General features: G+C 64.8%; 27 protein-coding genes. 21 read left to right on the top strand and 6 right to left on the bottom strand.

Translation table 11 applies throughout. The annotated features are described in order from the left end of the window. Window positions 1-7 precede the first annotated feature (7 nt). The 8 genes from DCM79_RS25330 (at window position 8) to DCM79_RS25295 (ending at window position 8,200) form a co-directional block, all read left to right on the top strand. Complete coding sequence (locus DCM79_RS25330) at window positions 8-712, top strand: flagellar hook assembly protein FlgD (protein WP_257176844.1); 705 nt, start codon at window positions 8-10, stop codon at window positions 710-712. Window positions 713-1,107: 395 nt separating this feature from the next. Further along, the gene (locus tag DCM79_RS25325) at window positions 1,108-1,383 is read left to right on the top strand and encodes a DUF1153 domain-containing protein (protein WP_002714638.1); all 276 of its coding nucleotides are present in this window, start codon (window positions 1,108-1,110) and stop codon (window positions 1,381-1,383) included. 193 nt (window positions 1,384-1,576) lie between these two features. Continuing rightward, window positions 1,577-3,190, top strand: a complete 1,614-nt coding sequence (gene fliF, locus DCM79_RS25320) for a flagellar basal-body MS-ring/collar protein FliF (protein WP_257176843.1) — start codon at window positions 1,577-1,579, stop codon at window positions 3,188-3,190. A gap of 32 nt (window positions 3,191-3,222) precedes the next feature. Further along, a complete protein-coding gene (gene fliG / locus DCM79_RS25315; RefSeq protein WP_028138286.1) occupies window positions 3,223-4,320 on the top strand; it encodes a flagellar motor switch protein FliG in 1,098 nt (365 codons plus the stop codon). Further along, the gene (locus DCM79_RS25310; protein WP_257176842.1) at window positions 4,320-4,943 is read left to right on the top strand and encodes a FliH/SctL family protein; all 624 of its coding nucleotides are present in this window, start codon (window positions 4,320-4,322) and stop codon (window positions 4,941-4,943) included. The genes fliG and DCM79_RS25310 overlap by 1 nt, the downstream gene beginning before the upstream one ends. 3 nt (window positions 4,944-4,946) lie before the next feature. Further along, the gene (fliN, locus tag DCM79_RS25305; protein ID WP_028138288.1) at window positions 4,947-5,297 is read left to right on the top strand and encodes a flagellar motor switch protein FliN; all 351 of its coding nucleotides are present in this window, start codon (window positions 4,947-4,949) and stop codon (window positions 5,295-5,297) included. Window positions 5,298-5,353: 56 nt separating this feature from the next. Next, the gene (locus tag DCM79_RS25300) at window positions 5,354-6,739 is read left to right on the top strand and encodes a sigma-54-dependent Fis family transcriptional regulator (RefSeq protein WP_028138289.1); all 1,386 of its coding nucleotides are present in this window, start codon (window positions 5,354-5,356) and stop codon (window positions 6,737-6,739) included. 312 nt (window positions 6,740-7,051) lie between these two features. Further along, window positions 7,052-8,200 carry a M20 family metallopeptidase gene (locus DCM79_RS25295; protein WP_257176841.1) on the top strand — a complete coding sequence of 383 codons (1,149 nt, stop codon included), beginning with the start codon at window positions 7,052-7,054 and terminating at the stop codon, window positions 8,198-8,200. 480 nt (window positions 8,201-8,680) lie between these two features. On the opposite strand, the gene DCM79_RS25290 is transcribed toward DCM79_RS25295, so the two are convergent. From DCM79_RS25290 to dusA, 3 genes are all read right to left on the bottom strand, one after another. Further along, entirely contained in the window at window positions 8,681-8,839 is a 159-nt protein-coding gene (locus DCM79_RS25290) for a hypothetical protein (protein WP_257176840.1), read from the bottom strand. A gap of 120 nt (window positions 8,840-8,959) precedes the next feature. After that, complete coding sequence (locus DCM79_RS25285; RefSeq protein ID WP_257176839.1) at window positions 8,960-10,126, bottom strand: cytochrome P450; 1,167 nt, start codon at window positions 10,124-10,126, stop codon at window positions 8,960-8,962. A gap of 134 nt (window positions 10,127-10,260) precedes the next feature. Then, a complete protein-coding gene (gene dusA / locus DCM79_RS25280) occupies window positions 10,261-11,244 on the bottom strand; it encodes a tRNA dihydrouridine(20/20a) synthase DusA (protein ID WP_257176838.1) in 984 nt (327 codons plus the stop codon). Window positions 11,245-11,489: 245 nt separating this feature from the next. Between dusA and DCM79_RS25275 the strand changes: the two genes are divergently transcribed. The 13 genes from DCM79_RS25275 (at window position 11,490) to DCM79_RS25215 (ending at window position 22,909) form a co-directional block, all read left to right on the top strand. After that, window positions 11,490-12,230: a FadR/GntR family transcriptional regulator gene (locus DCM79_RS25275; protein ID WP_257176837.1), complete on the top strand. Its 741-nt coding sequence runs from the start codon at window positions 11,490-11,492 to the stop codon at window positions 12,228-12,230. Window positions 12,231-12,272: 42 nt separating this feature from the next. Next, window positions 12,273-13,172: an NAD(P)-dependent oxidoreductase gene (locus DCM79_RS25270; RefSeq protein ID WP_257176836.1), complete on the top strand. Its 900-nt coding sequence runs from the start codon at window positions 12,273-12,275 to the stop codon at window positions 13,170-13,172. 10 nt (window positions 13,173-13,182) lie between these two features. Then, window positions 13,183-13,866 carry an amino acid ABC transporter permease gene (locus DCM79_RS25265; RefSeq protein ID WP_257176835.1) on the top strand — a complete coding sequence of 228 codons (684 nt, stop codon included), beginning with the start codon at window positions 13,183-13,185 and terminating at the stop codon, window positions 13,864-13,866. Window positions 13,867-13,873: 7 nt separating this feature from the next. Next, on the top strand, window positions 13,874-14,542 hold the full coding sequence (locus DCM79_RS25260; RefSeq protein ID WP_257176834.1) for an amino acid ABC transporter permease: 669 nt from the start codon (window positions 13,874-13,876) through the stop codon (window positions 14,540-14,542). Window position 14,543: 1 nt separating this feature from the next. Next, window positions 14,544-15,302, top strand: a complete 759-nt coding sequence (locus DCM79_RS25255; RefSeq protein WP_257176833.1) for an amino acid ABC transporter ATP-binding protein — start codon at window positions 14,544-14,546, stop codon at window positions 15,300-15,302. Between the two features lie 19 nt (window positions 15,303-15,321). After that, window positions 15,322-16,116, top strand: coding sequence for a transporter substrate-binding domain-containing protein (locus DCM79_RS25250; RefSeq protein ID WP_257176832.1), 795 nt, complete (start codon window positions 15,322-15,324; stop codon window positions 16,114-16,116). A gap of 70 nt (window positions 16,117-16,186) precedes the next feature. Further along, window positions 16,187-16,633 carry a ribose 5-phosphate isomerase B gene (gene rpiB / locus DCM79_RS25245; protein ID WP_257176831.1) on the top strand — a complete coding sequence of 149 codons (447 nt, stop codon included), beginning with the start codon at window positions 16,187-16,189 and terminating at the stop codon, window positions 16,631-16,633. Between the two features lie 298 nt (window positions 16,634-16,931). Further along, the gene (locus DCM79_RS25240; RefSeq protein WP_257176830.1) at window positions 16,932-17,696 is read left to right on the top strand and encodes a LuxR C-terminal-related transcriptional regulator; all 765 of its coding nucleotides are present in this window, start codon (window positions 16,932-16,934) and stop codon (window positions 17,694-17,696) included. Window positions 17,697-17,826: 130 nt separating this feature from the next. Then, complete coding sequence (locus DCM79_RS25235) at window positions 17,827-18,777, top strand: ABC transporter substrate-binding protein (protein WP_257176829.1); 951 nt, start codon at window positions 17,827-17,829, stop codon at window positions 18,775-18,777. Beyond that, window positions 18,774-19,577 (top strand): ABC transporter ATP-binding protein, encoded by an 804-nt coding sequence (locus DCM79_RS25230; protein WP_257176828.1) that lies wholly within the window; start codon window positions 18,774-18,776, stop codon window positions 19,575-19,577. Before DCM79_RS25235 ends, DCM79_RS25230 begins: the two co-directional genes overlap by 4 nt. Next, window positions 19,558-20,337 (top strand): ABC transporter permease, encoded by a 780-nt coding sequence (locus tag DCM79_RS25225; protein WP_257176827.1) that lies wholly within the window; start codon window positions 19,558-19,560, stop codon window positions 20,335-20,337. Before DCM79_RS25230 ends, DCM79_RS25225 begins: the two co-directional genes overlap by 20 nt. Then, entirely contained in the window at window positions 20,334-21,095 is a 762-nt protein-coding gene (locus DCM79_RS25220) for an ABC transporter permease (RefSeq protein WP_257176826.1), read from the top strand. Before DCM79_RS25225 ends, DCM79_RS25220 begins: the two co-directional genes overlap by 4 nt. Window positions 21,096-21,124: 29 nt before the next feature. Then, entirely contained in the window at window positions 21,125-22,909 is a 1,785-nt protein-coding gene (locus tag DCM79_RS25215) for an SDR family NAD(P)-dependent oxidoreductase (protein WP_257176825.1), read from the top strand. Between the two features lie 62 nt (window positions 22,910-22,971). On the opposite strand, the gene DCM79_RS25210 is transcribed toward DCM79_RS25215, so the two are convergent. The 3 genes from DCM79_RS25210 to DCM79_RS25200 form a co-directional block, all read right to left on the bottom strand. Then, window positions 22,972-23,397 (bottom strand): hypothetical protein, encoded by a 426-nt coding sequence (locus DCM79_RS25210; protein WP_257176824.1) that lies wholly within the window; start codon window positions 23,395-23,397, stop codon window positions 22,972-22,974. Window positions 23,398-23,734: 337 nt separating this feature from the next. Continuing rightward, entirely contained in the window at window positions 23,735-24,511 is a 777-nt protein-coding gene (locus DCM79_RS25205) for a LuxR C-terminal-related transcriptional regulator (protein ID WP_257176823.1), read from the bottom strand. Between the two features lie 226 nt (window positions 24,512-24,737). Next, window positions 24,738-25,940, bottom strand: a complete 1,203-nt coding sequence (locus DCM79_RS25200) for an LLM class flavin-dependent oxidoreductase (RefSeq protein WP_257176822.1) — start codon at window positions 25,938-25,940, stop codon at window positions 24,738-24,740. Between the last annotated feature and the right edge of the window lie 116 nt (window positions 25,941-26,056).

Here is a 26,056-nt window from a genome sequence, read left to right as displayed (position 1 = left end):
ATTCGACATGACCACCACGACTGGCGCCACGGCCCCCAGCGTCGTCTCCGGGACGACCGAGCTGCCGAAATCCTCCTCGTCGAACACGCTGAGCTCGACCACGGGATCGACGCTCGCCGGCAACTTCCAGACCTTCCTGACGCTGCTGACGACGCAGCTGCAGAACCAGAACCCGCTGGATCCGCTCGACACCAACCAGTTCACCCAGCAGCTGGTGCAGTTCGCCGGCGTCGAGCAGCAGCTCAAGACCAACGATGCACTGGCCCAGCTCGTCGCCCTGCAGCAGACCACGCAGGCAACCCAGGCGCTGGGCTTCGTCGGCAAGACCGCCCTGGTCGACGGCACCACCGCGAGCATGACGAATTCGACGGCCACCTGGCATCTCAACGTGCCGACCGACTCCACGGTCGAGATCTCCATCGCCAATTCGAGCGGCCAGACCGTGTTCAACGGCAAGTACACCGCGGCCGCCGGCAACGACATTCCGTTCACCTGGAACGGCATGGGCAATGACGGCACCCAATGGCCCGACGGCAAGTACACGATCTCGGCCACCGGCAAGGATGTCGCGAACAACAATGTCGGCATCGCCGCGCAGGTGCAGGGCGTGGTGTCGTCGGTCGACCTGACCCAGTCGCCGCCGCTGCTCACCATCGACGGCGCCAGCTACACGCTCAGCCAGGTCAAGAGCATCATCGCGACTGGCAATTAAATGGCGTAGAACGCTCGCCGCCTCACAAGTTGTCATTCCCGCGGACGCGGGGATCCATAACCCCAGGACGAAATTTGGCGAAGATGGGTCGTTAGGAAATCATCTTGGTACTGCGACCCGCGTCTCATCGAGGAATCACGCGGTATGGGTCCCTGCGTTCGCAGGGACGACATCGAGGGGCAGTCTAGCGCCACTGCGCGCCCGCTCATTCGTTAGTAAAGTATTAACAAGACCCCCTCGACCGGCCCGGATGCCACCGTCCCGCCGGCCGACACGGCGTCGTTCCGGCATTTTCAACGAGAATTGTATTGAAGCCTTAGGCTTAGCGGATTTTTAAGCCGCCGGGCGTAGGGTTACGGATGTGAGTTCAGTGGTTGAGAGTTTGTGAGTACGCCATGACAGAACCCCATCGCCCGAGGGTAAAATACGTCATCGGGCCGGACGGCAGTCCGTTGACGATCGCGGATCTGCCTGCACCCGGCACCAAACGCTGGGTCATCCGCCGCAAGGCCGAAGTCGTCGCCGCTGTCCGTGGTGGACTTCTCTCGCTCGAGGAGGCCTGCAGCCGTTATACCCTGACGGTCGACGAATTCCTCTCCTGGCAGTTTTCCATCGACCAGCATGGTCTGGCGGGTCTGCGCACCACCCGTATCCAGCAATATCGCCAGTAGGCAATCCCGGAAATCTGCGGCTTTTGACGAAAATCGGCCTCGCAAAGCGAGGCCGATTTTTTTCATATCGCACTTTGGCGCGACTTTTGTCCGACCTCTTAACCTTCGTTAACCATATCGAAACCATCCCCTAGGCAATAATTGCCCAGTCGGCCCTTCCAGTGAAAGCGGCCGAATCTGTTGGGGCGGTTGCTTGCAAGGTCTTGCGGACTTTCTGAAGAGTATCGGCGCCGCCCGATTCGGGGCGATGATCGCGGTCACCGCCGCGCTCATCGGCTTCTTCGCGTTCGTCATCATGCGCGTCACCACGCCGCAGATGACGACGCTGTTCACCGACCTCAGCGTCGAGGATTCCTCCGGCATCATCAAGGACCTGGAACGCCAGGGCATCCAGTTCGAGATCCGCAACGAGGGCTCCATCATCATGGTGCCCAAGGACAAGGTCACGCGTCTCAGGATGAAGCTCGCCGAAGGCGGCCTGCCCAAGGGCGGCGGCGTCGGCTACGAGGTGTTCGACAAGTCCGACGCGCTCGGCACCACTTCTTTCGTCCAGAACATCAACCACCTTCGCGCGCTGGAAGGCGAGCTCGCCCGCACCATCCGCGCCATCGACCGCATCCAGGCCGCCCGCGTCCACCTGGTGCTGCCGGAGCGCCCGCTGTTCGCACGCGAGGCGCCGGAGCCGTCGGCCTCGATCGTGGTGCGCGTCCGCGGCTCGCTGGAAGCCCAGCAGATCCGCGCCATCCGCCACCTCGTCGCCTCCGCCGTCAACGGCCTGAAGCCGCAGCGGGTCTCGATCGTCGACGAGGCCGGCCAGCTGCTCGCCGACGGCGCGGCGACCGATCCGGAGCAGGCGGTCGGCGACGAGCGCCGCATCAACTTCGAGAAGCGGATGCGCAAGCAGGTCGAGGACATCGTCTCCTCCGTGGTCGGCTCGGGCCGCGCCCGCGTGCAGCTCTCCGCCGATTTCGACTTCAACAAGGTCACCCAGACCTCGGACAAGTACGATCCCGAAGGTCGGGTGCTGCGCTCCAGCCAGACCCGCGAAGAACAGAGCATGACCGCCGACAACAACGGCCAGGTCACCGTCAATAACGAGCTGCCCGGCAACCAGCAGAACAGCGGCCCCACGGCCAAGGACCAGAGCAAGAAGACCGAGGAGACCAACAATTACGAGATCTCCCGCACCACCAAGACCGAGGTGACCGAGGCCGGCCGGGTCAACCGCATCTCGGTCGCGGTGCTGGTCGACGGCATCTATTCCAAGAACGACAAGGGCGAGCTGGCCTATCAGGACCGCAACAAGGAGCAGCTCGACCGCATCGCCGCGCTGGTGCGCTCGGCCATCGGCTTCGACCAGAAGCGCGGCGACCAGGTCGAGGTCGTCAATCTGCGCTTTGCCGATGCGCCCTCCACCGCTCCGATCGGCGAGCCCGGCGGCCTTCTCGGCATGCTGCAGTTCACCAAGGACGACGTCATGTACTTCGTCGAGCTCGGCGTGATGATGCTGCTCGGCCTGGTCGTGCTGTTCCTGGTGATCCGCCCGCTGGTCAAGCGCATCCTCGCCTCCGACGACGTCGCCGCCGCCATCTCCGGCGTCCTCGCTGGTCCCGCGGCTTCGGAAGAGGCGGCACCGGCCAGCGGCCAGGCGATGCTGCCGAGCGGTGCCGCGAGCGCCATCGACGTCGCCACCATCCAGGGCCAGGTCCACGCCCAGTCCGTTCACCGCGTCGGCGAGCTCGCCGAGCGCAACCCCAACGAAACCGTCGCCATCATCCGCCAGTGGCTCACCGAGCCGACCAAGTAACCCACGCCAAGTGCATCAAGAAGTGATCTGACATGGCCGCCAGTTTGCAGAACGCCAACTCCAACGACATCACCAGCGTGATCTCCACGCTCGGCCAGCGTGCCGGCAGCCGCGCCGCCGAAGGCAAGGGCGCGGCACAACTGACCGGCCCCCGCCGCGCCGCGATCCTGATGCTCGCGCTCGGCGAGCAATATGGCGGCAAGATCTGGGGCCTGCTCGACGACGACGAGGTGCGCCAGCTCTCGCTGGAAATGTCGACGCTCGGCACCGTCGAGGTCGACACCGTCGAGGACATGCTGCTCGAATTCGTCTCGCGCATGTCGGCCTCGGGCGCGCTGATGGGCAATTTCGACGCCACCGAGCGCCTGCTGCAGCAATACCTGCCGCCGGAGCGCGTCAACGGCATCATGGACGAGATCCGCGGCCCCGCCGGGCGCAACATGTGGGAGAAGCTCTCCAACGTGCAGGAAGAGGTTCTCGCCAACTATCTCAAGAACGAGTATCCGCAGACCATCGCGGTGGTGCTGTCGAAGCTGAAGCCGGAGCACGCCGCGCGCGTGCTCGGCATCTTCCCCGAGGAGCTCGCGCTCGACGTCGTCAACCGCATGCTGAAGATGGAGGCGGTTCAGAAGGAGGTGATCGAGAGCGTGGAGAAGACGCTGCGCACCGAATTCATGTCCAACCTGTCCCAGACCCGCCGCCGCGACGCCCACGAGGTGATGGCTGAAATCTTCAACAATTTCGATCGCCAGACCGAAACCCGCTTCATCACCTCCCTGGAGGAGGACAACCGGGAATCCGCCGAGCGCATCAAGGCGCTGATGTTCACCTTCGACGACCTCGTCAAGCTCGATTCCGGATCGGCCCAGACCCTGATGCGCAACGTCGACAAGGACAAGCTCGGCGTCGCGCTCAAGAGCGCCAACGAGGACGTCCGCAACTTCTTCTTCGGCAACATGTCCTCGCGCGCGGCCAAGATGCTCCAGGACGACATGGCGGCGATGGGCCCGGTCCGCCTGCGCGACGTCGACGAGGCCCAGGCGCTGCTGGTCAACCTCGCCAAGGACCTCGCCGCCAAGGGCGAGATCATGCTGACCAAGAACCGCGCCGACGACGAACTGGTGTATTGATGGCGGCTCCGGCGAAATTCCTGTTCGATACCGACTTCGCGGCGCCCGAGCGCGCGACGCGCGAGAAGGCTGCGACCGCGGCCGAGATCGCCCAGAAGGTCGCGGAAGCCGAGGCGCGCTCCTATCAGGAAGGCTTCGCCGCCGGCCAGCGCGAAGCCAAGGCCGAGAGCGACCGCCGCGTCGCGCTCGCCATGGAAGAGATCAACATCGGCATTCGCGGCATCGCGGCCGGTATCGGCAACATCGAAACCAAGATGGAGACCGAGGCGGTCGACGTCGCGGTCGCGGTGGCGCGCAAGCTCTGCGCCGACCTCGTCGCCGCCGAGCCGCTCGGCGAGATCGTGGCGCTGGTCAAGGACTGCTTCTCGCATCTGGTCGCGACGCCGCATCTCGTCGTCCGCATCAACGATGCGCTCTACGACGCCGCCCGCGAGAAGATCGAGCGGCTCGCCAAGCAGAGCGGCTTCGAGGGCCGGCTGGTGATCCTGGCCGAGCCGGAGATCGCCACCGGCGACTGCCGGATCGAATGGGCCGATGGCGGCGTCGTGCTGGAGCGCGGCGCCATCGCGGCCAAGATCGACGAAATGGTCGGACGCTATGTCGCGTCCCGCAGGGGGAGTTAACCCATGAGCGACACCGACGGACAGGTCCCGCTGCCCGATCTCAACGGCCCGATGCCGCCCACCGGCACGGACGTCGGCTACAACGAGGACGAATATGCGGCGCGTGCCGCCGCCGACCTCGAGGCCGTGTTCGACGTGCCGGTACAGGTCTCGGCCGTGCTCGGCCGCTCCAAGATGGACGTCAGCGAGCTGTTGAAGCTCGGGCCCGGCACCGTGCTCGAGCTCGACCGCCGCGTCGGCGAAGCCATCGACATCTACGTCAACAACAAGCTGGTCGCCCGCGGCGAAGTCGTCCTGGTCGAGGACAAGCTCGGCGTCACCATGACGGAAATCATCAAGGCCGAACGCGGCTGACACGACACGCAAGGACATGACGCGCGGCAGCGCGACCAGACGGACAGGAGACTGACATGCGGCTTCTCATCGTTGGCACATTGAAGGGCCAGCTCACCACCGCCACCAAGATCGCGATGGAGAACGGCGCCACCGTGACCCATGCCGAGGATCACGAGCAGGCGATGCGGGTGCTGCGCGGCGGCAAGGGCGCCGATCTCCTGCTGGTCGACGTCGCCCTCGACATCCGCGACCTCGTGCTGCGGCTCGAAGCCGAGCACATCCACGCTCCGATCGTCGCCTGCGGCATCACCAACGACGCCCGCGCCGCGGTCGCGGCGATCCATGCCGGCGCCAAGGAATACATCCCGCTGCCGCCCGACCCCGAGCTGATCGCCGCGGTGCTGGCCGCCGTCGCCAACGATTCCCGCGAGCTGGTCTATCGCGACGAGGCGATGGCGAAGGTGATCAAGCTGGCGCAGCAGATCGCGGGCTCCGACGCCTCGGTGATGATCACCGGCGAGTCCGGCACCGGCAAGGAAGTGCTGGCCCGCTACGTCCACACCCGCTCGGCCCGCGCCAAGCGTCCCTTCATCTCGATCAACTGCGCGGCTATTCCCGAGCATCTCCTGGAATCCGAGCTGTTCGGCCACGAGAAGGGCGCCTTCACCGGCGCGATCGCCCGCCGCATCGGCAAGTTCGAGGAGGCCACTGGCGGCACGCTGCTGCTCGACGAAATCTCCGAGATGGACGTCCGCCTGCAATCCAAGCTGCTGCGCGCCATCCAGGAGCGCGTGATCGACCGCGTCGGCGGCACCAAGCCGGTTCCGGTCGACATCCGCATCATCGCGACCTCGAACCGCAACCTCGCGGAAGCGGTGCGCGAAGGCACGTTCCGCGAAGACCTGCTGTTCCGCCTCAACGTCGTGAACCTGAAGATCCCGCCGCTGCGCGAGCGCCCCGCCGACATTCTGGAGCTCGCCCAGCATTTCGTGAAGAAATACGCCGAGGCCAACGGCGTGCCGCTGCGCCCGATCTCGGCGGAAGCCCGCCGCGTGCTCTCGGCCAACCGCTGGCAGGGCAACGTCCGCGAGCTCGAGAACACCATGCACCGCGCGGTACTGATGGCGCAGGGCGACGAGATCGGTGCCGACGCCATCATCACGCCGGACGGCGACCGCCTCGACCTCGCCAAGACGCCCCCCGCCGTGGCCCACGCCACGATGGCCGCCGAGCAAGTGACGCGCGCGCTGGTGGGACGCACCGTGGCCGATGTCGAGCGCGACCTGATCCTGGAGACGCTGAAGCACTGCCTCGGCAACCGGACCCATGCCGCCAACATCCTCGGCATCTCGATCCGCACGCTGCGCAACAAGCTCAACGAATATTCCGACGGCGGCATCCCGATCCCGCCGGCGGGCACCCCCGGCGAATATCCGCGGATGCCGGCGATGGGGGCGTAGGCGGCTTTCTGCGAACATCGAGGATGCGGATGCCCGGGCTTGGTCCCGGGCATTTGTTTCTGCGGCAAGGCCAATATTGGCGCCACACCTTCGGTGTCGTCCCTGCGCACGCAGGGACCCATAACCCCAGGGAGGAGTTTGGCGCGGACTAGTGGTTCGGTACTCCTACCGCCGTTAGCCGATAGATTCCGCGGTATGGGTCCCTGCGTGCGCAGGGACGACGGCGGCGGGCATGGCGGCACCGCGTTCCCCGACTAGGTCCGGCTCGTGCAAAGCACTATAACCCGCCTGAAAAACCACGCGAGGGACCACATGTCTGAAGCTCAAATCACGGACTGGCTGGCGTCGCAGAAGCAGGCGATGATCGATCTGCTTCGCGATGTCGTGAACATCGATTCCGGGTCCTATGACAAGGACGGCGTCGATGCGGTCGGTGCGCGGTTCGAGCGGCATTTTGCCGAGCACGGCATTCCGTGCCGCCGCGAGGCCAACGCCACCTTCGGCGATGCGATCCATGCCGAGGTGGCAAAGCCCGGCAGCAACGAGAAGCCGGTGCTGTTGATGGGGCATCGCGATACCGTGTTCGGCAAGGGCGAGGCCGGGCGCCGTCCCTTCACCATCCGGGATGGCCGCGCCTACGGGCCCGGCGTCGCCGACATGAAATCCGGCCTCGTCATGAACGTGTTCGTCGCAACCGCCTTCCACAAGTTCGGCGGCAACCCGCATCCGATCAAGCTGCTGATCACCTCTGACGAGGAGATCGGCTCGCCCTCGTCGCGGCCCGTGATCGAACGCGAAGGCCGCTCCGCCCGCGCCGTGTTCAATTCCGAGCCGGGCCGCCCCACCGGTAACGTCGTCACGGGACGCAAGGGCGGCATCTTCATGCATCTCGGCATCACCGGCAAGGCTGCGCATTCCGGCGCCAACTTCGCCGCGGGCATCAGCGCGATCGGCGAGCTCGCGCACAAGATCGTGCAGATCCATGCGCTGACCGATCTCGACAAGGGCATCACGCTGAATGTCGGCCTGGTCTCGGGCGGGCAGTCCGTCAACACCACCGCGCCCTACGCCGAAGGTCAGATCGACCTGCGCTATGTCGATCCGGCCGATCGTGCGAAGGTGATGGCAGCGATCGAGCAGATCGTCGCGACCTCCTACGTGCCGGGCACCAGCGCAACGCTGACGATCAAGGGCGAGTTCGTGCCGGTGGTGCAGAGCGCGGAATCCAGGACGCTGTTTGAAAGCTATCAGGCGGCCGCACGGCAGGTCGGCCTCGCCACGCTGCAGGGCGAGTTCTCCGGCGGCTGCGCCGATTCCGGCTTCACCGCCGCGGTCGGCACGCCGACCATCTGCGGCCTCGGCCCGGTCGGCGGCCTCGCGCACACGCCGGAGGAATATCTCGAGGTCGACAGCATCGTGCCGCGCGCGCAGGCGCTCGCGCTGGCGATTTTGCGGGGATGAATGACGGTGCCGTAGGACCTCCTAGCCTTGGTCAAGAGCTTTCGTGCCTTGGTGAACCAGGGTAGCGCGGTGCTCACCGCAGTCCAGGACGCTTCGCGCCGGCTACGCCGGTGCCGATGGCATCCTGGACAGCGGCTGGGGCGCGGGTCCTACGTCGGTGCTCAAGGCACAGGTGGGCAAGGCGGCTCCCGGCGGATCGGCCCGGCCGACCAGCCTACACCAACTGACTGGCCTCCGAACGCCAGAAGGGTACAGGGTGGGCAAAGGCGCACTTGCGCCGTGCCCACCACCGCCCGCGTTGGATGGAAGTCGTGGGCACGCTTCGCTTTGCCCACCCTACGAGACTGGCGATTCTGCAGGAGTGAATGCAGCTGTTGTAGGGTGGGCAAAGCGTAGCGTGCCCACCACCTGTTGCCTTCGAGAAAGATCGTGGGCACGGCGCAAGTGCGCCTTTGCCCACCCTACGAGACCTCGCAGGTGTCACGAATAACTCGGTGCATCCGGCTTGCGGAAGATGTGGATGGGATCGCCGGGGATGATCACGGGCTGGCCCGAGAACATCGCGTAGGCGTAGAGCGCGAGGTAGACGATCGCGAGCGCGCCGACGGCGTAGAAGGCGAAGGTCGCGATGCGCTTCATCGATCCGCTCCATGGCCGGCCCGAAACGGGATGGCTTCTCGCCGCTTCTAGAGCGATGAGACGGAAAAGGCCAGCCCGCGCGCCCGCTTCTGGCGGCGATCAAGCGACGCCGGCCGCGCCTTAATGCAGCCACCTCACCGGCAAGTTCTGCAAGCCCCGGAATGCCCAGCCGCCGATGCGAACGGGCTCGTCGTCGGCGAGCTCCAGCTCCTTTGCCCGCGCGAAAACCGTCGGCAGCGCGACGTCGGCGATCATGGCGCGGGAGGCGAAGGCGCCGGCGCAGAAATGCGGGCCGGCGCCGAACGCGACGCTCTTGGTCACGTCGCGGCGCACGTCGAACTCGTCGGCGCGGTCGAAATGTTTCTCGTCGCGGTTGGCAGAGCCGAACATCAGGAACACGCGCTCGTCGGTTTCGAAGGCGACGTCGCGGATGCTCCAGGGCTTTGCGATGCGGCGCGGCGACATGCCGATCGGAGAGATCCAGCGGGCGTATTCCTCGAACGCCTGTAGCCAGGTCACCTCGCCCTTCAGAACCAGATCGAGCTGCTCGGGATGGGTCAGAAGCGCCCATATCGTGCCCGCGATCGCCTTGCGCGGTTCGTTCTGCCCGCCCGAGATCGCGAGCTTGACGTTGGCGCGCACGCTTTCCATCGGCATGCCCGAGGCAAGGAGAACTCCGAGGATGCTCTGGTCGGGATGCTTGCGCATCACCGGCAGGATGTCGTCGATCGCAGCGTCGATGCCCGACGTCGCGGCATGGCAGCGCGCCTCGACCGCGGGATCGCCGGCATAATTGGCGATGCCCTCGATCATGCCCTGCGACCAGGCGTCCATATCCTCAAAGCCGATATTGGTGAGGCCGGTGATCGACTTCAGGCATTCGCCCGAGTAGGGCAACGCGAAATCGCGCATGAAGTCGACCCGGCCGGGCTCGATCGAAGCGAGGATGCGGTCGGCATGGGCCTGGAACTGCGCGGTCCAGTGCGCCTTGACCGTCTTCGGCGACACCGTCGGGAACATCGCGCGGCGCTCGACCTGGTGCGCTTCGCCGTCCTTTCGCATCATGTTGTGGCCCATCAGCCGGTTCATCAGGCCGGCGGGCTGGTGCGAGGAGAACACGTCGATCTGCTTCTCGGAGATCGAGATGTCGTCGCGGCTGGTGAGCAGCGTCGAGCCGAGCTGCGGCACGAAGGCGATCGGCGCCTCCTTGCGCATCCTTGCCAGCATCGGATAGGGATCGGCCCAGAAGGCGGCAGGATCGATGTCGATGCGTGGCGCCGTGCTCAAGCTTCGCTCCCTTGCTGCATCCCCGACGCTCTGCGCTCACGCCGCGCTTCGGGTCCGGATCAGCTTCTAGCGCGTTCAGGCCCCGCCGTCTGTCCCCAGCGATTGGGACAGGGCGGCGTCACCGGGCGCATCCGTTAGGCAGCCTGTCCGAATGCGACCTTGGCGATCGCATCGCTCAGCACATCGAAGCCGGCCCCGGGCCGGGTGCCCTGCTCGGCGAGATGGCGGCGAAAGGCCCGCGCGCCGGGCACGGCATGAAATGCGCCGACGAAATGCCGGGTGATCGCATGCAGCCGCGTGCCACGCGCGAGCTGCCGCTCGATATAGGGCATCATCGCCTCGAGCGCGGCCTGCATGGACTGATGCGGGGCCGCTTCGCCGAAGATCTCCCGGTCGACGGAGAGCAGCCGCCACGGTTCCTGATAGGCGGCGCGGCCGAGCATCGCGCCATCGACATGCTCGAGATGCGCTTTCGCTTCCTCGATTCCGGGGATGCCGCCGTTGATGATGATGGGCACGTCAGGCATCGCACGCTTGAGCCGATAGACGCGGTCGTAATCGAGCGGCGGGATATCGCGATTCTCCTTCGGCGACAGGCCGTTGAGCCAGGCCTTGCGGGCATGCACGATCAGCGCATCGCAGCCGGAGCCGACCACCGCGCGCGCAAGCGCATCGAGCGCCACTTCGGGATCCTGATCGTCGATCCCGATGCGGCATTTCACCGTGACGGGAATCGCCACCGCACGCTTCATCGCCTCGACGCATCTTGCCACCAGCTCCGGCTCCGCCATCAGGCAGGCGCCGAAGCGGCCGTCCTTCACGCGGTCCGACGGGCAGCCGACGTTGAGGTTGATCTCGTCGTAGCCGAACGCCTCGCCGATCCGCGCAGCCTGCGCCAGCTCGTGCGGATCCGACCCGCCAAGCTGAAGCGCGACCGGATGCTCGACCGCGTCGAACCCAAGCAGCCGCTCGCGGTCGCCATGAATGATGGCGCCGGTCGTCAGCATCTCGGTATAGAGCAGCGCCCGCCGCGTCAGATGGCGGTGGAACACCCGGCAGTGCCGGTCGGTCCAATCCATCATGGGAGCGACGGAGAAACGATAGTCGCTATATTCCAATTACTTACCTGTCATTTCATTAGACTAGAACCGGAACAAAGTGCACACGTGTGCACTTCGAACCAGCCAGAATTGCACACGTTTGTACCGCATTTGATCTCCCGGTGCACACGTAGCTGAGCTCGCCAAGAGGGGGTCCAGCAACGAGGGATTTCGATCAGCTCTTTGTTATGACGGATACGGCTTGACGCGACCACCTGGTCATCATACTGGTCTGACCACAACAAGACCAAACGGGAGCCGTGATGGAGCTCAAGCGGCCCACGGAGGGCGAAAAAGGATTCGAAAAGGTGTTCGCCTTCCTGCGCGAACGCCTGCTCGCGGGCTCGCTCAAGCCGGGCGACCGCCTGATTTCCGAGCGCGAGCTGGCAACCCTGCTCGGCGTCAGCCGCCCGATCGTACGCGAGGCGCTACGCGCCCTCACCGTGCTCGGTATCGTCGAGATCCGGGACCGCATCGGCACCGTGGTGACGCGGCCGGACGTCTCGGTGCTGAACGACTTCTTCACCTTCGCCCTCGCCCAGCAGGCGGACATGCTCGACGACGTCATGCAGGCGCGCGTTGCAATCGAATGTCAGGCAATCCGCCTCGCCTGCGAACGCGCCAACATCGCCGATTTCGAACGGCTGCAGCGCGCCCTCGCCAGGATCGGCGAGACCATCGACGAACCCGACGCCGGAGGCATGGCCGACTTCGAATTCCATCGCACCATCGTGGTCGCCTCCCATTCGGAGACGCTGACAGTCCTGCACGGTTCATTGGCAGGCCTTTTGACGCATTCGCATCGCAGTCGTCGCGAACTGGTGCAGGCCTTCCCGTCGATGAAGAATTATCTGATCGACGACCACCGCCGCATCTTCGAAGCCGTCATCGCGCGTGATCCCGAGCGCGCAGATGCGACGTTGCGCAAGCATTTCGCCATCGGCGACGAATACCGCAGGCGCGCCGTCGTCGGCGACATCGACAAGACCAGCGCCTCACGCTGATCGCTGACGAACAAGAAACTGACCAAGAAGCGGATCGACAACATGGGACGGGACGACAAGGGAAGCGTCGGCTTCATCGGCATCGGCACGATGGGCCGCGAGATGGTGCGCAACCTGCTGAAAGCCGGGCATACGGTGCGCGCCTTCGATCTCGACGAGGCTGCCCTGGCCGACAGCGTCAAGGAAGGCGCGAGGCGTGCCAGCAGCCCTGCGGATGCTGCTGAAGGTGCCGATCTTGTCATCACCATGCTGCCCGACACGCCCCATGTCGAAGCAACCGTTTACGGCGAGGAGGGCCTGCTCAAGTCGCCACCGCCCGGCAAGCTGGTCGTCGATATGAGCACGATCTCGCCGGTGGCGGTCCGCCGCATCCATGCCGACCTAAAGAAGATTGGCGTCGGCTTCGTCGACGCACCGGTCTCGGGCGGGCCGGTCGGCGCCAAGAACGCCGCGCTCTCGATCATGGCTGGCGGCGATGCGGATGCGTTCGCCAAGGCCGAGCCGTTCTTCCGCGCGATGGGCACGACCATCACCCATGTCGGCGCATCCGGCGCCGGACAGACGGTCAAGCTCTGCAATCAGCTGATCTGCGGCATCAACATCCAGGCGATCTGCGAGGCGCTGGCGCTCGGCCGAGCTTCCGGGCTCGACCTCAACCTGCTGCGTCGTGTCCTGCTCGGCGGCTCCGCCGCCTCCTGGATGCTCGACAAGCTCGGCCCTGCGATGATCGCGGGCGATGTCTCCGCCGGCTTCCGGATCGATCTTCAGCTCAAGGACCTCCGCTTGGTGCAGGAGCAAGCCCAGGCGCTGAATGTGCCCCTGCCCGGCACCGCGCTCGTCACCAGCCAATATGTCGACGCGCGCGCCCACGGCGAAGGCAGCAACGGCAACCAGGCGCTGTTCCGCGTCTATGACCGCATGACCAACCAGACCACCGGCTGAAGACACGGCGATGAGCCTGCAACTCGACTTTCCCGCAGTGCTGGAGCGTTGGCCGAGCTTTCTCGCCGGCGCCGTCCTCACGCTGGAGCTTGCGGCGTTCGCGACGGTGCTGGGCGCCCTGCTTGGCATGCTCGCGGCGATCGGGCGCGGCACGCGCAACGCGCTGATTTCAGGCGCCTGCAAGGCCTATGTCGAGACCATCCGCAACACGCCGCTCCTGGTGCAGATCTTTCTGGTCTATTTCGGCCTCGCCAGCCTCGGGCTGAAATTCTCCGCCTTCGCGGTGGCCGTGGCCGCGCTGACGATCAATGTCGGCGCCTACACCGCCGAGATCATGCGCGCCGGCTTCGAGGCGATCCCGCGCGGCCAGATCGAAGCCGCCGAAGGGCTGGCGCTCTCGCGCCTGCAGATCTACTGGCACATCATCCTGCTGCCGGCGATCGAGAAGGTCTATCCCGCGCTGACCAGCCAGTTCGTGCTCTTGATGCTGGCGTCCTCGGTCTGCTCGCAGATCTCGGCCGAGGAGCTCACTGCGGTCGCCAACTACATCCAATCAGACACCTATCGCGCCTTCGAGACCTACATCATCGTTGCCGTGCTCTACGTCATCCTCTCGTTGGTGATGCGCGCCGGCTTCTGGGGCCTCGGCCTCGTGCTGTTCCCGCGCCGGCGCCGGCTCGGCACGCCGCTGTGAGATGACCATGGGCGGACATCTCAACATCAATCATCTCATGTTCCTCGGCCAGGGCGCGCTGTGGACCATTGGCCTGTCGCTGATCGCGCTGGTCGGCGGCGGCATCGTCGGTTTCGTGATCACGCTGGCGCGGATCTCCCCGCTCAAATCGGTCCGGATCGCCAGCGCCATCTATGTCCAGCTCATCCAGGGCACGCCGCTGCTCGTCATCCTGTTCCTCGGCTATTTCGGCCTCGCCGCCATCGGCCTCAAGGTCTCGCCGCTCGTCGCCGCCGGCGCCTCGCTCACGCTCTACGTGGCCGCCTATCTCGGCGAGATCTGGCGCGGCTGCATCGAGTCCGTGCCGAAGCCGCAATGGGAGGCTGCCGAGGGGCTGGCGCTGAGCCGGACCCAGCGCATGATCAAGGTGATCCTGCCGCAGGCGATCCGCATCGCGACGCCGCCGACCGTCGGCTTCACGGTACAGATCATCAAGAACACCTCGCTCGCTTCCGTTGTCGGCTTCGTCGAGCTGATGCGCTCGGGTCAGATCGTCAACAACTCGCTGTTCGAGCCGTTCGCCATCTACGCCATCATCGCCGTCACCTATTTCGCCATGTGCTATCCGCTGTCGCTGCTCAGCCAGAGGCTGGAGCGGCGGATGGGACGCGGCAGGTCCAACCTCGCACCGGCCTGACATGCAGCAGAATGCCCCCTCCTCCGAACCGATCGTGTCGCTCCGCGACGTGCAGAAGAGCTTTGGCGCGCTGCGTGTGCTCGACGGCGTCTCCTTCGCCGTCGCGCGCGGCGAAGTGCTGGCGCTGATCGGCCGCTCCGGCTCCGGCAAGAGCACGGCGCTACGCTGCATCGACCGCTTCGAGAAGGTCGACGGCGGCGAGATCGTCGTTTGCGGGCATCGCGTCGACCGCCCCGACGTGAACTTGCGCGCATTGCGCCAGGACGTCGGCATCGTGTTCCAGAGCTACAACCTGTTTCCCCATCTCACGATCGAGCAGAACATCACGCTCGCGCCTTGCGCGGTTAAGGGCATGGCGACAGCCCAGGCCAGGGACCTCGCACGAAAGGTGCTGGCGCAAGTCGGGCTCGAGGAGAAGTTGCACGCCTATCCCGAGCAGCTCTCGGGCGGCCAACAGCAGCGCGCCGCGATCGCCCGCTCGCTCGCGATGCAGCCCAAGGTGATGCTGTTCGACGAGGTCACCTCCGCGCTCGATCCCGAGCTCACCGGCGAGGTGCTGAAGGTGATCGAGCAGCTCGCGGCGGACGGCATGACCATGGTGATGGTCACCCACGAGATGGGTTTCGCCAAGGGCATCGCCGACCGGATCGTGTTCATGCATCGCGGCAAGGTCCATGAGACCGGACCTGCGTCGATCCTGACGTCGCCGACCACGCCCGAGCTCACGCAATTCGTGGGGACGGGAAACCTAAAATCATAACAGGAGAGGAGAACCAGGGATGACCAACAAGATAGTGCTGGGAACTGCCGCGGCGTTGTGCGGCCTCATCATGATGGCGGCAACGCCGGCATCGGCCGACCTGCTCGACGACATCATGAAGGCGAAGAAGATCCGCATCTCGACGGACCTCGCCATTCCGCCCTCGGGCATGATGGACTCCACCATGAAACCGACAGGCTCCGACGTCGAGGTGGCCCAGCTGCTCGCCAAGGACTGGGGGCTCGAGCTCGAATTCATCCAGACTACCGGTGCAACCCGCATTCCCAACGTCCTGACCGGCAAGGCCGACATCATCATCTCGACCCTGTCGGTGACGCCTGACCGCGCCAAGGTGATCGACTTCACCAAGCGCTATGCGACGCTGCAGTCCGATGTCGGCTGCCTGAAATCCTCGACCGTGAAGGACTGGCCCGACCTGAAGGACAAATCGATCGGCGTCTCACGCGGCACCACGCAGGACACCACCCTGTCCAACATGAAGGATAAGGACCTGAAGATCGCGCGCTATGACGACGACGCCACCATGGTGACGGCAGCGGTCTCGGGCCAAGTCGACTGCGTCGGCTCGTCCGCGACGATCATCAACCAGATCGGCGTGAAGAATCCTTCGCGCGTGTTCGAATCCAGGATTCCGCTGGCGACCTTCGATCTCGCCATCGGCCTGAAGAAGGGCGAGCAGCCCCTGATGGACAAGCTCAACGCCTGGATCACCGAGAACGTCAAGAACGGCAAGCTCAACGCGATCTACAAGAAATTCCACGGGGTCGATCTTCCGGCGGACATGCGTAGCTGAACCACAGGAAAGACATCGTGACAGCCGCACGCGGCTGTCACGATCAATGCAAGATCAAGAAGGACATTACATGCGTCTCGTCATCGGATCCGACCACGCCGGCTGGCCGCTCAAGCAGACGGTCATCGACCACATCCGCAAGCTCGGCCACGAGGTCATCGACGTCGGCTCCTATGACGACAAGCCGGTGGATTTTCCCGATATCGCGCGGGCCGTGGCGGCGAAGGTGACGTCGGGCGAAGCCACGCGCGGCATCATGGTGTGCGGCACCGGCGTCGGCGCCTCGATCGCCGCCAACAAGATGAAGGGCATCCGCGCCGCAGTCTGCCACGACGTCCATTCCGCCCATCAGAGCGTCGAGCATGACGACGTCAACGTCATGTGCATCGGCGCGCAGATCATCGGCGCCTGGCTTGCCGTCGATCTCGTCTCCTCATACCTCTCCGCCGAATTCTCCACCGACGAGGATTTTCGCCGCCGGGTGGAGAAGCTGCGCGTCATGGACGAGCAAGGCTGACGGCTCGCGGGTGCACGGGGCGCACTCGCGGTCACCGCCGATGGCGTCCGCCTGTATGCCCTCGCCCCGCGCATGAGGCTGGCACCGGGAAGCAATTCGGCCCCAGATGCTATTGTTCGTCCTCAGCGCAAATGGCGACACCCTCGACGGCAAGCCGAGCGGAAAAGTCGGCAAAGCCGCCACCCCAGATCCCCCGGATCCTCCCGGTTTGACCGCCCCCTGAGGCGGGCCGAGGACATCCGGGAGTGCTGGACAGCCGAGTCGGTGCGAGCCTATTCTTGGCGGGGGAGGACCTCAAATGCAGATCAGCACGAGGAAGCAGCGCACTTTGTCCGGAGTCATAGGGCTGCTTTCGGCCACGCATGAAACTGGCCGCGAACTGAGAACGGTCATTGGACCGTTGCTGCTGGACCTGCTCGACGCCGATTTCTACGCATCATACGCGTGGAACGCGCAAAAACAGGCCTTCGAGTTGGGCGTCTCCGTCAATCTGGACGCAGCGTGTGTTCAAACGTACGAGCGCTATTTTCAGCACCGCCACAAGGAGCGTCTGCCGCACTGGCTGCTCCGGGGCGTCCATCCCGTCAGCGCGCTCATTTCACACCGCGAGCTGATGCGGACGGAAATCTACAATGAATTCCTTCGCCCCTTCGGGCACTATTACGGCATCAATCTGTTTGCGTTCGATGGTGCCGACAGCATCGGCGATGTCAGAATCTGGCGGCGAAAGGGGCGGCCCGACTTCGGCAATGCGGAGGTCGAACTTCTCAGGTTGATCGAACCCGGGTTCACCCAGGCCTTGAAACGCACCACCCTCTCCGGGACGCCCGCAACACGGGCGAGAGAGCCGGCCAAATTGTCGCCGCGCGAGGCGGCCGTGGCCGAGCTGGCCGCGAAAGGCCTGGCCGACAAACAAATCGCCCAACGTCTCAATGTGAGTTTTGGCACGGTCAGGACCCATCTGGACAACGCCTTTGCAAAGCTGGGGGTTCGCAATCGCACCCAGCTCGCGTCTTTGCTCCACGCCGTGGAGGCATTGCGCCACCCTCGCACGACGCATTGAGGATCTCGCGGTTTCTCCATAGCGCTTTTCGAGCTGCTCGACTTATCGAGGCTGCGTCGCCTCCCCAATCTTGGGGAGATGGTCGGACGACCGCGCCCTGCTATCCTCTCGGCATCTCCGGGAAAAGCAGATGCAGAAACGTAGCGCCCTTTCTAGTCTAGCCAGGACCTCTTTGGCGGCATTGGCCATTCAACTTGCGTTTGCAGGTATTGCAGCAGCGCAAACCAAGATCACTATCGGCGTGCCGCCCGTGCCCGAATTCGTTCTGCCGATGATCGCGGTCGAGAAGGGCTATTTCAAAGACCATGGCATCGACGCGACGATCAGGATCATTCCGGGCGGACAATCGATGCCGGCGGCGCTTCAGTCCGACTCGCTTCAGATCGCGGCGCTGAGCACGGCGTCCCTGATTCAAGTCACCGACAGCGGCCTCGATCTCGTCGTCGTTTCGGGAGGCGCGATCGCTTCGGTCGACGACACCAATTACGGGATCGTCGCTGGTGCAAATTCCGGCATCGAGAAGCCGGAGGATTTCATCGGCAAGAAGATCGGAACTCCGGGCCTGGGGACCTTCTTCCACATCATGGCCCGCGAATGGTTTCGCCGGAAGGGCGTCGACTGGCGCAAGATCACGTTCGTCGAAAGCACGTTTCCGCAACTCGCCGATCTGCTGAAGGCGCGTACGGTGGACGCCGTGCTCTCGACAAATCCCTTCCTGCAGCGCGCCGCTGCGCCCGGGATTGGCGGCAAGGTCTTCCATATCGCCGCCGATCTGCCGGATCGCCTGCCTCCGTTCGTCTATGCCAGCAGCAGAGCCTGGGCCGACGCGCATCGCGAGGCGGCCGCCGGCTTCAAGCTCGCCATGGACAAGGCGGTTGCCTTTGAGCAAGGCGACTTGCCTGCCACCCTCGAGATCTTCGGCAAGTACGTGAAGATGCCGCCGGAGGTGCTGAAGATGCTGACCATCAACAAGCTGGACACGAATGTCACGCCGCAGCAGGTCCAGCTCTGGGCCGACATGATGGAGAAGCAGGACATGCTGCGAAACTTCAAGTCACCTGACGCGCTCTTTCGGAAATGAATCACGTCGGCCCTCTCCTTGCGCCGGCCAAAGCGACCCGCGCAGCCCCTGCCATTGCATTCGACGATATCCGCCTCGATCTCGGCGGCAAGTGCATCATCGAAGGGCTCTCGTTCACGGTCGCGCAGGGCGAATTCGCCTGCGTTGTCGGCTCGTCCGGCTGCGGCAAGACAACGTTGCTGCGACTGGTAACCGGGCTGTTGTCGCCCAGCCGAGGCGAGGTTCGACGCCTCGGCAACGCGGTGCACGGTCCGTCGCGCGAGGTTGCGATCGTGTTTCAGGATTATGGGCGCGCTCTGCTGCCCTGGCGGACGGCGGCCGGAAACGTAGGACTTGCCCTGGAAGCCATGGGCACACCGCGCCAAGAGCGCGCCGAACGCATCGCCACCCTGCTCGACAAGGTCGGCCTCAGCGGTCATGGAGACAAATATCCCGCTCAATTGTCCGGCGGCATGCAGCAACGCGTGCAGATCGCGCGCTGCCTGGCTCAGGAGCCGCGCATTCTTCTGATGGATGAGCCGTTCGGCGCGCTCGACGCACTTACCCGACAGGCCCTCCAGGACGAGATCGCGGGGCTCGTCAACGACAGTGGAGCGACCGCGCTCTTCGTCACGCATGATCTCGACGAGGCGATCTATCTGGGCGATCGCGTGTTTGCGCTCGAAGCCAATCCGGGCCGCCTGGCGGACGTCATCGACGTCGGATTGGCAAGGCCGCGCGATCAGCTGCAGACGCGCGAGCATCCGGAATTCCTTCGGCTTCGTCACGTCCTGTTCGACCATGTCCAGAAGTCGCATTGAGATCCTGCTGCATGCCCTCCCGGCGTGGCTGGTGCCGCTCGGTCTCCTCGGCGGGATCGAGATCGCGATGCGCGCCTCCGGCATTCAGAGCGACGGCCTCGCGTTGCCGACGCAGATTGCAGCCGCTCTGGTCGCCGCCATTGCCGACGGCGAGATCTTCGTCCGCACCGCCGAGACGATCGGCGCGATCGCCATCGGCGTTCCCGCCGGGGGAATGCTGGGTCTGTTACTCGGCGTATGGCTTGGCCTGTCCCCCCGAGCGGCACAGCTCGCTTCATTGTCCATCGAGTTGTTCCGCCCGATCCCGCCGGTTGCCGTCATTCCCCTGATGATGCTGATTTACGGCCTCGGCATCCGGATGGAGGCCGCGATCATTGCCTTTGCATGCTTCTGGCCGATGCTGCTGCTGAGCCGCGACGCGGTGTTGGGCGTCGAGCCGCGCCTGGTCGAAGTGGCCCGGATGCTCGGCATGCCGTATCGCAAACAGATCACGAAGATTGCGCTTCCGGCGGCGCTTCCGAGAATATTCACCGCGGTACGGCTGACGCTGGGCATTGCCCTGATCGTGGCGGTGACAACGGAGATCGCGGCTAACCCGTTCGGGCTCGGCTATGCGATCATTTCGGCCGGGCTGAGCCTGCGTCCCGAGGTGATGTACGCGTTCCTGACTTGGCTTGCTATCCTCGGCTGGTTGCTCAATGCCGGCCTGATCGCGCTGCATCATCGCCTGTTCGGCGCGGCTTACGGAGAGGTTGCATGAGCAACCGGTCTCTGCGAGCCGGCTCGGTTCTCGTGACGTTCTCGATCTTTCTGCTGTGGCAGCTGACGACGGCGAGCGGCCTGGTGCGACCGATCTTCCTGCCTTCGCCCTCATCGACCTTCACCAATCTCTGGCAGGGTCTGACCCGCGGCGATCTCTTTGCTCTCACGGTCTCCACAATGGAGCGGATGATCTATGGCTGGATGCTGGCCTCACTCGGCGGCATCTTGCTCGGCGCCCTGATCGGCTTGTCGCCGCGCGCACGCTACTGGCTGATGCCGACGCTCGAACTGCTGCGTCCGCTCCCGGCTTCAACACTTCTGCCCGTCGGCATCGCCTTGTTCGGGCTTCAACCGGGCATGTTGCTCGGCATCATCGCCTTTGGTGCGGTCTGGCCTGTGCTCTTGCCGACCATTCATGGCTTCAGCGCGATCGATCCGCGCCTGCGCGAGGTCGCCCGGAATCTCGGCATTGGACCGCTCGGCTTCGCCATCAAATTCGGCCTGCCTAACGCGCTACCGGACGCAATCGCGGGAATGCGGCTGTCACTGACCGCGTGCCTGATCATCACGGTAGTCGGCGAAATGATCACGGCACAGGAGGGGCTCGGCGCGACCATCATGATGGCCGCGCGCTCATTTCGCAGCACCGATCTCTATGCCGGGATCATCCTGCTCGGCGTCGTCGGCGCCATCAACAATACCCTGCTCGGCTTCATCGAACGCGCGCTCACGCCCTGGCGCGCCGTTCGCTCATGACATGAGACATCTCCAGGAGGAACCCGCCAATGAACAGGAGCTTTGGCTTCAACCGCGAAACGACAGCCGAAGAGGTCCTTGCCGACATCGACTTGTCCGGCAAGGTCTATCTCGTCACCGGCGCATCGTCGGGTCTCGGCCGGGAAACCGCTCGCGTCCTGGCATCACGCGGCGCAAGCATCATCATGGCGGTGCGCTCACTCGAGAAGGGAGAGGCCGCCGCTGCCGCGATCAAGTCGACCATTCCTGACGCCAAGCTCGATATCCGCCAAGTCGACCTCGCTTCATTGGCGAGCGTGCGGGGGTTTACGGAAGGTGTGGCAGCTGGCTACAGCGGACTCGACGGGATCGTCGCAAATGCAGGTGTGATGGCGATCGACCACGCCCTCACCTCGGACGGATTCGAGATGCAATTCGGGGCCAATCATCTCGGGCATTTCCTGCTCGTCAATCGACTGGCGCCGCTGCTCAAGGCGCGGGCTCCATCGCGGCTGGTCGTCATGACCTCAGGCGCCCATCGGCTGCACAATGTCGACCTCGACGACCCGAACTTCCATCACAAGCCCTACGACCGCTGGGACGCCTACGGTCAATCGAAATCGGCCAATGCTCTGTTCGCCTTGGCCTTCGACGCGCGCCATCGCAACGAAGGCGTTCGTGCGTTCACGGTGGCGCCTGGGATCATCACCGACACCAACCTTCACCACCATCTGACCCAGGACGATTTCGCGCCGCTACGTGCCCGCCAGCCGGAGGTTTCCAACCTTCCGCGCAAAAGTCTGGCCGCCGGAGCCGCGACGATGGTCTGGGCGCTGGTTCATCCCGAGCTGGACGGGCAAGGCGGCCGCTTTCTGGAAGATTGCGGGTTCTCCGAGGTGAACCCGGATCCGCGTCTGCCGAACGGGATCATGCCGTGGGCCCTCGATCACGTCCACGCCGAGGCCGTTTGGGCCTTGTCGGAGCGTCTCGTCGGCGAAAGCTTTCCGGTCGACGCCGCGGCCGGCGGGCGCCCGGCATCCGGTGCTCCGCCGTCCTCCAATGCTGTTGCGAGCGGGCTCTCGGTCAATCGCCAGGCAAGCACGGATCGCCTGGTGGGGCAGGCCCTGGAAATATCGCTCGAAGCCGACGGGAAGGCAGCGCTCGAATTCCTGTCCGATGGAGCGTTGCGGTGGAGCGGGCTACCCGGCCTTGCGCTGGGTCGGAGCGGCCTGTGTCCTGTCGATGTGGTCGAGGCCGCGCCAGACGTGCTTCTCATCGTGGCGATGCTGCCGCCGCGCACCCGTGAGACGATGGCCATCATCCTGGACCTGAGCACTCATCATGCGGTCTTCATTGCATCGCAACTCGCCGACGATCGGCAGCCCTTCGCGAGAAAGACCCGCGTGACCCAGCGGTTCACGAAGGGACGGCTTGGCGGCTCCCCGTCGCGCCCGCAACTCCCTGCCCCCGAGCCGACGCGCGATCTGATCGGAACACGAGCGATCTACCGCTACAGCGAGGACACGGTTTACGAGCACATCTACCTGAACACGCGCTGGTACTCCTATCAGTGCCTGAAGGGCATGCGCAGGGGCGATTGCGGGACGGACGAGGCAAGCTATTGGAAGATTCGCGACGACGTCTATGTCGTCACCTGGCGGGAGATCCTGATCGATCTCGCCGCCGCCTTCGTGTACGACATGAAAGCATGTCGGAGCACCGGCTGCGCCTGGGGAACACCAGGGGGATTGCCGGAGCCCCGGCATATCCTGACCGGAGCCTTCTTTGAGAAGCTGAGTGATGCCGGCTATCCCGGCGACATCGAGCTCGTCTGAGAACGGGCGGCAGGCCGATCAGGAATCCGGCGGGCTTGTTGATACGGCAGGCACAGGCAGGGTCAGCCGGCGAAGAAATCTACCGGATGCGCTGCCGTGTCCTTGCGCCAAGCGCAATCGGCCGCACCGGCGTTGGCGCCGAACGCCGACATCTCCTGTCGCATCAGCGCGAGGAGCGTGGGCGGCCGGTCCGTTGCACCCTCACCGCTCGCCAGGCGCCCAACCCAAGTGTCCGCGTTGACGCCAGGGTACGACGGAACAGCGGCGTCTGCTCTATCACGCGTTGCGTCCGGCTTGCTCGTCGATGCCGGCTCTGCCATGGCATCCATCGCGCGCCGGAACTGTTCGTCGATCGAGAGCGCTTGACTCGCGGACAGGATCTCCAGAGCCGAGGCCAGAGTTGCGGACGAAGTGACGGCGTCAGGGAAGTTGGCGGCGAGCGGTTGCGGCGCCGTCGCCCGCGTCAATGCGGCATCGACATAGTCCAACGTGCGCTCATCTCGGCACGCCGCTGCCACGGAGCACTACCATAGATTACGTCGGCAATCCGGCGCGACCTCATATGCAACTATCGTCGCATCTGGATCGGAACAACCTGACAACGGATTGCACGATCGGTTGCACCTAACGTTGTTTGATGGGGCAAGCGCTCGCCTACGAAATGGACGCAGCCGTTCACGAAGGGCGCCCGCATCAGGCAACCGGAGTGGGCCGTTCTGGCTGCCGATGACGCCGAAGCGGCGACCCGAGTCCAAGCCGGATCTTCGCCACGGCGAGGGCCTGCACGACATGATCGCGAGGGCCGGCCCGTTCTCGACGGCAGCCTCAGTTCAGGCTGCGCGTGAGCAGCCGCAGCACGATCGCAAACAGCTCGCTCTGCGAGGAGATGCCGAGCCGCTGATAGGCGCGCTTGCGATAGGTCAGCGTCGAATGCAGGCTGATGCCGAGCGCCTGCGAGATCGCTTCCGAGCTGAAGCCTGCGAGGATGCGCCGGCAGACCTCCTGCTCGCGCGGCGTGAGACCGGCGAGCGGCGCGCGGGTCGCAAACAGTTCGGCGAGAGACCGCTCGGGCGTCGCCTTCTCCTGAAAATGGCGGGCGACGCTCGCGCTGATCGCCGGTGCGATCGCCTCAAGCCGTTCGCGCTGCGCACCGTTGAAGCGGCCCTGGGCGGCGATGCGATAGAAATTGACGTAGAAGCAGGTGTCGCCGGCCCAGATCGCGGTGGCGCATTTGTCGACGATGCCGGAATCGTGGAAGAAGATCTTGCGGTAGCGCGTACCGTACATGCGCGGCGCGAACGCGGGCAACATGATCGGCCCGCCGCCCTCGCCTTCGAACAGCGCATCGCGATTGGGGTCGGATTCGTGGAATTGACCGGCATAGGCCGCGCCGAGATCGCCGCCGATCGGGATGTTGCCGGCATCGAGCAGGCAGGTCGCGGCGCCAGCGCGATTCAGCGCGAACACCATGCAATGGCCGACACCGGCGTGGCAACGTAGCGTGTCGATCAGAATGTCCGGGAAATCCGGGCGACCGATGGCGAGCACCGCAGGCGTGACATCGCCAGTCGCTTGATTCACGGGCCTCCCGTTGGGCCGCATCGCTTCCTCCGTCAGACGCTGTTTTGCGGAAGGATAGCAGCAACGATGATGCGCCGAAAGCCGGCGGCGCTTCTAGGTCCCGGCTCGGCGCAGCAACGCTTTGCGCGTTGTTGCTGGTCCGGGACATGAGAGCGGGTGTGTTGATCGGCCGTCTCGTGCCTCGGACGCAGCGCAACACCCTAGTGATGCGCTGCCGAGCCGGGGCCCATGTCAGATGCGGAGCTCCCTACCCCACCGCCTTCACCGGAGCGACGTTAATCGCGAGCTTGCCGTAGCGGTCGGTGAAGGCTTGCGTGTCAATCTCTTCCAGCTCGATCTCGCCGCTCATCACGCCCCGTTTCCATTCGGCCTGCGCCGGATCGTTCTGGAACTCCGGCATCACCTCGCGGCCGAACAACTCGAGCGATTCGCAGATGTGCTCATGGCCGTTCTTGCCGGCCTGGTTGAGCAGGATGACCTGGTCGATGTGCGAGGACTGGAAGCGCCTCAGTTTCCTGCGGATCGTCTCCGGCGAGCCGATCAGGCCGCCGCGCAGCGCCGCCTCCTGCGCCTCGGGATTGTCGCGCTTCCACTTGTTGTACTCGTCCCACATGTTGACGGTGTAGGGCGCGGGCCGCTGGCGATTCTGCGAGGCGCCGTAGAAGCGCAGCGCGAATTGGAAGAAGGTGGCGCCGTCGGCGCGCGCCCGCGCCTCCTCGTCGGTCTTGGCACACATGAAGAACGAGACCAGCGCCATGTTCGGGTTGATCTCGTAGTCGGCAAGCTTGTGCAGCCGCTTGGTCATGGCGTTGTAATAGGCGTGCACCCAGGCGTGCGCGGCATCGGCGCTGACGAACTGAAAGCCGAGCGCGCCGAAGCCGTGGCGGCCGGCGCGCTCGATGGTCGGCAGCTGCGAGCATGCCATCCACAGCGGCGGGTGCGGCTTCTGCACCGGCTTGGGCACGACGTTGCGCAAGGGAATGTCGAAGTACTTGCCGTGGTGCTCGCTGCCGGCGTCCTTGAACATCGGAAAGATCGCGGCAACGGCCTCCTCGAACACCTCCTTCTTGGTCTCCATGTCGCGGCCGAACGGCGTCAGCTCGGTGATGGACGCGCTCTCGCCCATGCCGAACTCGCAGCGGCCGCTCGAGAGCAGATCGAGCACGGCAACGCGCTCGGCGATGCGCGCCGGATGGTTGGTGGTGAGCTGGAGGATGCCGTGGCCGAGCCGGATGTTCCTGGTGCGCTGGCTCGCCGCGGCGAGAAAGGATTCCGGCGAGGGCGAGTGCGAATATTCCTCGAGGAAGTGATGCTCGACCACCCAGGCATGGTGGTAACCGAGCCTGTCGGCGAGCTCCATCTGCGTCAGCGCGTTCTGATAGAGGGCGAGCTCATCACCGGCCACCCAGGGCCGCGGCAATTGCAGCTCATAGAAGATGCCGAACTTCATGGCGTCGCTCTCCCGCTACTGTCTTGTTGTTGCGGGCATTGTATTGAGCGAGGCGATCCTGTCCACCATGGCCGTCAATTCCGCGGCGTGGAAGGACAGGGATCGCGCGCCGGAGC

The sequence above is a fragment of the Bradyrhizobium sp. WBOS07 genome (assembly GCF_024585165.1).
Taxonomy (GTDB): Bacteria; Pseudomonadota; Alphaproteobacteria; order Rhizobiales; family Xanthobacteraceae; genus Bradyrhizobium; species Bradyrhizobium japonicum_B.
Note: the sequence above shows the minus strand (reverse complement) of the source record. Positions and strands in the feature narration are given on the sequence as shown.